Annotated in this window: 9 protein-coding genes and 1 pseudogene; 6 read left to right on the top strand and 4 right to left on the bottom strand. The window is 70.8% G+C overall.

The window, feature by feature from the left end; all coding sequences use genetic code 11:
* Positions 1 to 43 precede the first annotated feature (43 nt).
* Positions 44 to 748: a snapalysin gene (snpA, locus tag ACWGI8_RS35485; RefSeq protein WP_453667358.1), complete on the bottom strand. Its 705-nt coding sequence runs from the start codon at positions 746 to 748 to the stop codon at positions 44 to 46.
* Positions 749 to 942: 194 nt separating this feature from the next.
* Between snpA and ACWGI8_RS35480 the strand changes: the two genes are divergently transcribed.
* Positions 943 to 2,004: a LysR family transcriptional regulator gene (locus ACWGI8_RS35480; protein WP_453667356.1), complete on the top strand. Its 1,062-nt coding sequence runs from the start codon at positions 943 to 945 to the stop codon at positions 2,002 to 2,004.
* 33 nt (positions 2,005 to 2,037) lie between these two features.
* On the opposite strand, the gene ACWGI8_RS35475 is transcribed toward ACWGI8_RS35480, so the two are convergent.
* The gene (locus tag ACWGI8_RS35475; RefSeq protein ID WP_453667354.1) at positions 2,038 to 3,087 is read right to left on the bottom strand and encodes an amidohydrolase family protein; all 1,050 of its coding nucleotides are present in this window, start codon (positions 3,085 to 3,087) and stop codon (positions 2,038 to 2,040) included.
* 3 nt (positions 3,088 to 3,090) lie between these two features.
* Here ACWGI8_RS35475 and ACWGI8_RS35470 point away from each other — a divergent pair, with 3 nt between their 5' ends.
* The 3 genes and pseudogenes from ACWGI8_RS35470 to ACWGI8_RS35460 all read left to right on the top strand — a co-directional run.
* Positions 3,091 to 3,612 (top strand): hypothetical protein, encoded by a 522-nt coding sequence (locus ACWGI8_RS35470; RefSeq protein WP_453667352.1) that lies wholly within the window; start codon positions 3,091 to 3,093, stop codon positions 3,610 to 3,612.
* Positions 3,609 to 4,427 carry a class I SAM-dependent methyltransferase gene (locus tag ACWGI8_RS35465; RefSeq protein WP_453667350.1) on the top strand — a complete coding sequence of 273 codons (819 nt, stop codon included), beginning with the start codon at positions 3,609 to 3,611 and terminating at the stop codon, positions 4,425 to 4,427. The genes ACWGI8_RS35470 and ACWGI8_RS35465 overlap by 4 nt, the downstream gene beginning before the upstream one ends.
* Positions 4,426 to 4,976 (top strand): annotated as a pseudogene (locus tag ACWGI8_RS35460) (tyrosine-type recombinase/integrase); the annotation flags it as partial. The gene ACWGI8_RS35465 and the pseudogene ACWGI8_RS35460, both read left to right, overlap by 2 nt.
* Before the next feature lie 7 nt (positions 4,977 to 4,983).
* On the opposite strand, the gene sodN reads toward ACWGI8_RS35460, so the two are convergent.
* On the bottom strand, positions 4,984 to 5,379 hold the full coding sequence (sodN, locus tag ACWGI8_RS35455) for a superoxide dismutase, Ni (protein WP_385420911.1): 396 nt from the start codon (positions 5,377 to 5,379) through the stop codon (positions 4,984 to 4,986).
* A 150-nt stretch (positions 5,380 to 5,529) separates the two neighbouring features.
* Here sodN and sodX point away from each other — a divergent pair, with 150 nt between their 5' ends.
* A complete protein-coding gene (gene sodX / locus ACWGI8_RS35450) occupies positions 5,530 to 5,949 on the top strand; it encodes a nickel-type superoxide dismutase maturation protease (protein ID WP_453667349.1) in 420 nt (139 codons plus the stop codon).
* Here the strand turns inward: sodX and ACWGI8_RS35445 are convergent.
* Positions 5,853 to 6,482, bottom strand: a complete 630-nt coding sequence (locus tag ACWGI8_RS35445) for a CGNR zinc finger domain-containing protein (protein ID WP_453667347.1) — start codon at positions 6,480 to 6,482, stop codon at positions 5,853 to 5,855. The two genes, sodX and ACWGI8_RS35445, sit on opposite strands and share 97 nt — an antisense overlap.
* A 91-nt stretch (positions 6,483 to 6,573) precedes the next feature.
* On the opposite strand from ACWGI8_RS35445, the gene ACWGI8_RS35440 reads away from it, so the two are divergent.
* Positions 6,574 to 7,335 carry a class I SAM-dependent methyltransferase gene (locus tag ACWGI8_RS35440; RefSeq protein ID WP_453667345.1) on the top strand — a complete coding sequence of 254 codons (762 nt, stop codon included), beginning with the start codon at positions 6,574 to 6,576 and terminating at the stop codon, positions 7,333 to 7,335.
* Positions 7,336 to 7,389 lie beyond the last annotated feature (54 nt).

Raw genomic sequence — 7,389 nt, 5'->3', positions numbered from 1 at the left:
GGGTACGAGTACCCGGGCACGGGGCGCCGTGGGGGGCGTGCGGTCAGGAAACCTTGGCGAGTGCGGCGGCGAGGCCGTTCGCCCAGAGCTGGTTGACGCGCGAGCGCTCGGCCGCGTTGGGGTAGGCGTTCTGGCAGGACGTGCCGGGGCCGCCGCCCGACATCAGTTCGCTGCAGGGGCCGGAGTAGTGGTCGGGGAGGCCGAGCACATGGCCGGTCTCGTGGGCGGTGACGCGTGTGGAGTTGTACTGCTGGTTCTGCCGGTAGTCGAGGAAGATGTAGCCGCGGCCGTGCCCGTCGGTGCTGGCGTACGAGCCACGCGAGTCGTTGCCCTCGTAGTACCGGAAGTCGGGGTTGCTGCCCTCCTGCAGCCGCACATTGGAGACGGAGCTGTTCCATATCTGCGTGCTGCTGGATATCTGCGAGCGGAAGCTCGGTGCGTTGCTCGCGCTGTAGACGACGGTGACGGCCCGGACGCCCGGGTTTTTGGCGCGCTTCTCGGCGACCGACTTCATGACGGCGTCGAAGAACGCCTTGGTCGCCTTGGCGTCCTCCGCCGAACCGGCGTACGCGACGGCCGACGCTGCCTTGCCGGTGGGGACGGCAGTGCTCGCGGTGGCGGTGGCGGTGGCGGTGGCGGGGACAGCGGTGCTCGCGGCGGCGGGGACGGCGGCGGTCAGTGCGGCGGCGAGGCCCAGACCGAGGGCGGCGGAGAGTAACGCCTTGGGGCGTCGCTCGGGGTGTCTCATGGGGGGTTCTCCTCGTCCGAGTGGGGTTCGGTAGAGGAGAGTTTCGGGGAGCCCATCCCCGCCGCGGATGATGCCAACTGCCGATAACGCAACAGCATCACGCCAATGACCAGCCCCAACTACCTCTGAATCCAAGGAAATTACTGCGACGCGGGTGTCTGGTGTGACACAAGGTACCGTCCTACGCTCGAAGCATGGAGCTGGAGGTGAGGCACCTGCGCGCGCTGTGCGCGATCGCCGACGCGGGCAGTCTGCACAAGGCCGCCCGGCAGTTGGGAATGAGCCAGCCCTCCTTGACGACCCAGCTGCAACGGATAGAGAACGCCCTCGGCGCTGAGCTGTTCTCGCGGGAACGCACCGGCTGCCGGCCCACCCCGCTCGGCCGTTCCGTACTGAGCAGGGCGCGCCCTCTCGTCGCCGAGATGTCCGCGCTGATCACGGAGACCAAGGCGGCCGTCGCGCGCGCGGACGGGCGGTGCCTGCGGATCGGCTCCACCGCGAGCCGCGCCCTCGCCGGCTGGCTGCGGCGGCTGCGCCGGCGGCTGCCCGACGGCACGGACCTCTCCCTCCACATGGACGTCTCGGCGAACGCGCTGCTGCGGATGGTCGCCGCCGGTCAGCTCGACGTGGCGTTCGTCCACGAGGTGGAGGGCTGCCCGCTGCTCGTACCCGAAGGGCTGGAGCGGCGCGTACTCGTCGAGCGGGAACCGCAGTTCATCTCGATGGCCCGCGATCACCCGGCCGCCGCGGCGCCCGTCGTCGATCTCGCCGATCTGGCCGGAGACCGGTGGATGGTCGACCCGACGGTCGACGGGGAGTGGGACGGTCTGCGCCGGGTGCTCGGCGCCGCCGGCATCGACCCGCCGGTGCTGCACGCGGACTACCACACCGCCGCGTCCCTGATCGTGGTCGGCGAGGCGGTCGCGCCCTGCCAGCCGACGTCGGGAACGCGCGAGGACATGGCGATACGTCCGCTGCGGGACGATCCGCTGGCGGTACGGCTCCTGCTGTACTGGCGTCCCGGACCCGGACTCGGACTCGGACCTGGAGCCGGACTCGGACCTGGAGCCGGACTCGGACCTGGAGCCGGATCCCGATTCGGACTCGGGCTCGGACCCGGCGCGGGAGCGGAGACGTACGACCGGATCTACGCGGATCTGGCGGCGGCGTACCGGGAGGCCGCGCTGCGCGCCGCGCCCTACCGGCAGTGGCTGCTGCGCAACAAGAGCCCGCTGCTGCACACACCGGCGGCATGAACCCCGGCCGCCCCGAGCCCGGCCGACGGGGTGTCAGCGCACCACCCGGCCACGGAGGATGATCCGGGACGGACGGCCCAGCACGTCGGGGTTCAGAGCCGGGTCGGAGTCGTACGCGACGAGATCGGCCGGCGCACCGTCGGTCAGACCCGGCAGGCCCAGCCAGCTGCGGGCCGCCCACGAGGCCGCACCCAGCGCCGCCTCGGCCGGCATGCCTGCGCGGGCCAGCCAGGCCGCCTCCGCGGCGACCGTCCCGCACGGGAAACTGTCGGTGCCGGCGAGGACGGTGACCCCGGCCTCGTGCGCGGAGCGGACGTTCGCGAGGAGGCCCTCCCAGCCGGTGATCAGGTTGTCGACGCGGGCGCTGCGCTCCTGCGCGTACCACGCGTCGGCCTTCGAACCGAAGACACCGAGCGTGGGCACAAAAGCCGTGCCCTGCACGGCCATCCGGTCGAGCAGGCCCGGATCGAGATGCATGCCGTGCTCCAGGCTGTCGGCCCCGGCGAGCACGGCGTTGCGCGCGCCCTCGGCGGTCTGGCAGTGCACCGCGACCTTGCCGCCGGAGGCGTGCACGGCCGCCACGGCCGCGGTGAGGATGTCGAGCGGTACGGCCGGCTCGTCCCACCGCCAGTCGCCGATGACCTTGCACCAGCCGGACGACGCCGTGGCCTCCTCCACTGCCGCGACCGGCAGTTCGTCCTCACGGACGTCGCGCCCGAACCCGGGGAAGAACCGCCCCGGCGTCGCCAGCCACCGCCCCGCCGACCGCACCCGCGGCAGCTCCCCGTCGCCGTCCACCCACGCCGGCATCCGCGCCGCGGTCCCGGGCGTGCGCACCAGCAGCACACCGGCGTCCCGGTGCTGCAGCAGATGCTTGCGCAGCACGGAGTCGTCGAAGGGCGAGTCGGTCGCCTCCGCACCGGGATGCGTGTGTACGTCGACAAGCCCGGGCAGCAGGAAGCCGCCGTCGACGACGAGTTCGGCGCCGGAGGGCGGGACGTCGCAGCGGAGACGGCCGCCGTCGATGACGTACGTCCGCTCTTCCCGCTCCGGAAGCACGATCCCTCGCACGGCCTTGATCACGACTTGTTCTCCCCTCGTCAGCGAGTCACCAAGGCTAGCCACGCCCGCCCGGACAGCGACGTGTTCCGTGAGGTGATTTCCGGCCGGGACGAGGTGCCGGGGGTCTTCGACTTCCCGGTCGCCAAGCAGTTCGCCTACGCCGGGACGACCCTCCTGGCTGTGGGTGGGAAGCAACGCGTTCAGCAGGCCATTGCCGGCGCCGACATGGCCATCTGCCTCTATCGCAGCGCGGAGGGTGATGACCAGTCGGTGGGTGACCTGTTCGCCGCGCACGTCGACCTCGCCCGTGGACACCTGCTCATGGGCGACCTGGACGGCACTGAGGAGATGCTCGGCTTCGTCCTCGGTTCTCCGCCGGAGCGCATGTCGGCCAGTATCGTGCGCCGGCTCACCGCTCTGGGGCGGGAGTTGGGAGGACCGCAGTACGGTGGAGCCGCGCAGGCGGCGCACCTGTGCGAACGACTCCAGCACACGGCCGTCCAAGCGTCCCTGCCCGCCGCCGACCCTCCGGAGTTGCCGACGTGACCGACCTGTCCGGCGCACACGACGCCGCAGTCACCGACCGAACCCGCCTGGCGGGCAGCGCGTACAACGGAGACCGGGATCTTGCCGCCCGGCAGTCGCTCTACCAGTGGCAGACACCCCGGTACGACCTGCCGGGTCTTGTCGCTGAGCAAATGAGACACGTGCGCGGTCGTGTCGTCGACATCGGCTGCGGCAACGGCAAGTTCATCCAACGGCTCCGTCGGGACCGCCCGGATCTGGCCCTGCTCGGCCTCGACATCGCCCCCGGCATCCTCGCCGGCGTCCCCGGGCCGGTCGCCGTGGCGGACGCCACGCAGCTGCCGCTGGCCGAGGGGAGCGTCGACGCGGCCCTGGCGCTTCACATGCTCTACCACGTGCCCGACGTCGCCCTGGCGGTCAGGGAACTGGCCCGCGTCGTGACCCGCGACGGGCTGGTGATCGTCTCCACCAACAGCGACCGCGACAAGACCGAGCTCGACGAACTGTGGCAGCGGGCCGCCGGCGATGTCCTCGGCGTCGGCCGAGGCCCGGCCCGGATCTCGCTCAGCGCCCGCTTCTCCCTGGAGAAGGCCCCGGCCTTTCTCAACGAGGAGTTCGGCCGCGTCGAGACCATCGAGCTGCCCGGCACTGTCACCGTCCGCGGCCCCGAGCCCGTCATCGCCCACATGGCCTCGTACCGAGCCTGGGCCGACCAGCACGACGTGCCCTTCGACGCGACCATCGACCGGGCCCGCGCTCTCGTCGCGGGCCACATCGCCCGCCACGGGGCGTACGAGATCACCTGCCTTGGCGGCATCCTCGTGTGCACACCGTGAGTTCAAGGCCGGCACCATCCGTGTCGAGCGGCAGCGGCTCCAGCCGGGGAAGACCGGCCCGCCGAAGACCGCCAAGTCCCGGCGCACGGTGCCGGTCGGTGAGGTCGTGACCGACGCCCTCCTTATGCACCTCGCGGCGCGGCCCTCGAAGGAGTGGTTGTTCACGATGTTCACGATGGAGGGGGCGAGCCTCTCAACTACCGCCGCTGGAAGACCGAGTGGAACGGCGCCCGCAGGGCGCTCCAGGCGGCCGAGAACGAGGCCGCCGAGTGCGAGGGCCGCAAGCCCGTCGAGCTGCCGCACGTGGTGACCCACGACCTGCGGCACTTCTACGTCTCCGCGCTCATCGCCGGCGGCGTGAGCGTCAAGCAGGTCCAGTTGGTCCTCGGCCACGTGTTCGCAGTCATCTCGCTGCGGATCTACGCCCACTTGTGGCAGGGGGAAGAAGACCGCACCCGGACCGTCATGGACGCCGTTCTCGGCGGCCTGCGGACCGGGTGCGGACAGGAAGACCAGGCGACCAAAGAAATCGCAGGTCAAGCGGCATGATCGAAGATCAGGCCTTCTTGGTCTCCCAGAAGATGCGGTCGATCTCGGCGATGAGCTCCAGCGCCTTCTCGCCCGTCTTCGGGTCCTTCGACGCCTTCGCGGCAGACAGCGCCTTCAGGGTCTCGTTGACCAGCTCGTGCAGCTGCGGGTACTTCTCGAAGTGCGGGGGCTTGAAGTAGTCGCTCCACAGCACCGACACGTGGTGCTTGGCGAGCTCCGCGCGCTGCTCCTTGATGACCGTGGCGCGGGCCTGGAAGTGCGGGTCGTCGTTTGCGGCCATCTTCTCCTGGACGGCCTTGACCGACTCGGCCTCGATGCGGGCCTGGGCCGGGTCGTACACGCCGCAGGGGAGGTCGCAGTGGGCGCTGACCTTCACCTTGGGGGCAAACAGGCGGGAGAGCATTGAGCTGTCCTTCCTCGTGATCGTCTTCTCAGGTGGGACATTACTCCGTGAGAGACGTGTTTTCGCGAGTGCCCCCTTGGGCTTAGGACAAAAGTCCAGGGCGAGGATGGGACCGGTGGCGGAACATACCGTGGGACCGGGAGGTGGCCGATGACGGAGCAGGTGAGGGAGCCGAGAGTGTCCTTCGGAATCGCGGAGGTGACCGGGCCTTCCATGTATCCGACGCTGGCGCACGGGGATCGGCTCCTGGTGCAGTACGGGGCCGTACTGCGGGCGGGGGACGTGGCCGTGATGCGGCATCCGCTGCAGCAGAACCTGCTGATCGTGAAGCGGCTGGCTGAGCGGCGCGATGGCGGCTGGTGGGTGCTGGGGGACAACCCGTACGCGGAGGGGGACAGCCGGGTGTTCGGCACCGTGCCCGGGGAGCTGGTGCTGGGGCGGGTGCGGGCCCGGTACCGGCCGCGCCCCCTCGCTCAGCGGTCGGTGCGCGAGGTGCTGGGCTGGGTGACGTCCGCGGTGTCGCCCGTGCTGTCGGACCGCTCGTTCTCCAGACGTTTGCGGGCGCGGTAGGCGGCGACGTTGGCGCGGGTGGCGCAGCGGTCGGAGCAGTAGCGGCGCGAGCGGTTGGTGGAGGTGTCGAGGTAGGCGTTGCGGCAGGGCGCGGCCTGGCACAGGCCGAGCCGGTCGACGCCGAACTCGGTGAGGTGGAAGGCGAGTCCCATCGCGGCGATCGCCGCGTATCCGGCGGTCGCGTTGGACGGGTGGTCGGCGAGGTGCATGTGCCAGCGCGGCCGGCCCTCGTCGTCGAGGTAGTCGTGGCCCGAGATCTGCGGGCTGACCGGGAACTCGAGCAGCAGTGAATTGAGCAGGTCGACGGCCTGGGTCTGGTCGCCGGAGTCCGCCGCGGTGAAGACCGCGCGGAGCCTGGCCCGTACCGAACGGAACCGGGTGACGTCCGCGTCCGCGGCGCGGCGGGCGGCCTGGGAGGACGGGCCGAAGAGCTCGCGGACCGCCTCGACCGACGTGAGCGTGTCCTTGTTGCGAGCCGGCTCCTCGGTGTTCACGAGGCGTACGGCGTAGTCCGAGTAATAGGCCAGTTCCACTTGTGGTCCTTACGGATGAAGTCTAGTGTCGGCGATGGATGAGGTAACAGATGCCTGTAGTTCGAGGGTATTACGAAGCGGAGGGATTCCCATGACGGAGACGGCGACCGGCACCGACTGGCAGGCCTGGCAGGAGAGCTGGGACCGTCAGCAGGAGTGGTACATGCCCGATCGCGAGGAGCGCTTCCGGGTGATGCTGGACATGGTCGAGGCCGTCGTCGGCCCCGAGCCGAGGGTCCTGGACCTCGCGTGCGGTACGGGAAGTATCACGGACCGGCTGCTCAAGCGGTTCCCGAAAGCCGTGAGCGTCGGCGTGGATCTCGATCCCGCCCTGCTGACCATCGCCGAGGGGTACTTCGCGGGCGACGAGCGCGTCACCTTCGTGACCGCCGACCTCAAGGACCCCGCCTGGACCGCGGCCCTGCCGCACGGCTCGTACGACGCCGTCCTCACCGCCACCGCCCTGCACTGGCTGCACAGCGAGCCGCTCGCCACCCTCTACGGGCAGGTCGCCGGGCTCGTCGCCGACGGCGGCGTCTTCATGAACGCCGACCACATGAAGGACGACACGACCCCTCGCATCAACGCCGCCGAGCGCGCCCACCGCCACGCGGGAATGGACCGGGCCAGGGGCGCCGGAGCGCTCGACTGGGCCGACTGGTGGGCGCTGGCCGCCCAGGACCCGGTCCTCGCCGCCCCCACCGCCCGCCGCTTCGAGATCTACGGCGAGCACGCCGACGGCGACACCCCCTCCGTCGAGTGGCACGCCCGCACCCTGCGCGCCGCCGGCTTCGCCGAGGCCCGCGCCGTCTGGGCCTCGCCCTGCGACTCCCTGGTGCTCGCCGTCAAGTAGCCGCACACAGAGAACCGCACACAGGGAACCGCACACAGAGAAAGGGCGGGTACC

Source organism: Streptomyces sp. NPDC054841, from assembly GCF_053611045.1.
The sequence above is the reverse complement of the archived record's forward strand: the minus strand, read 5'-3'. Positions and strand labels throughout refer to the sequence as shown.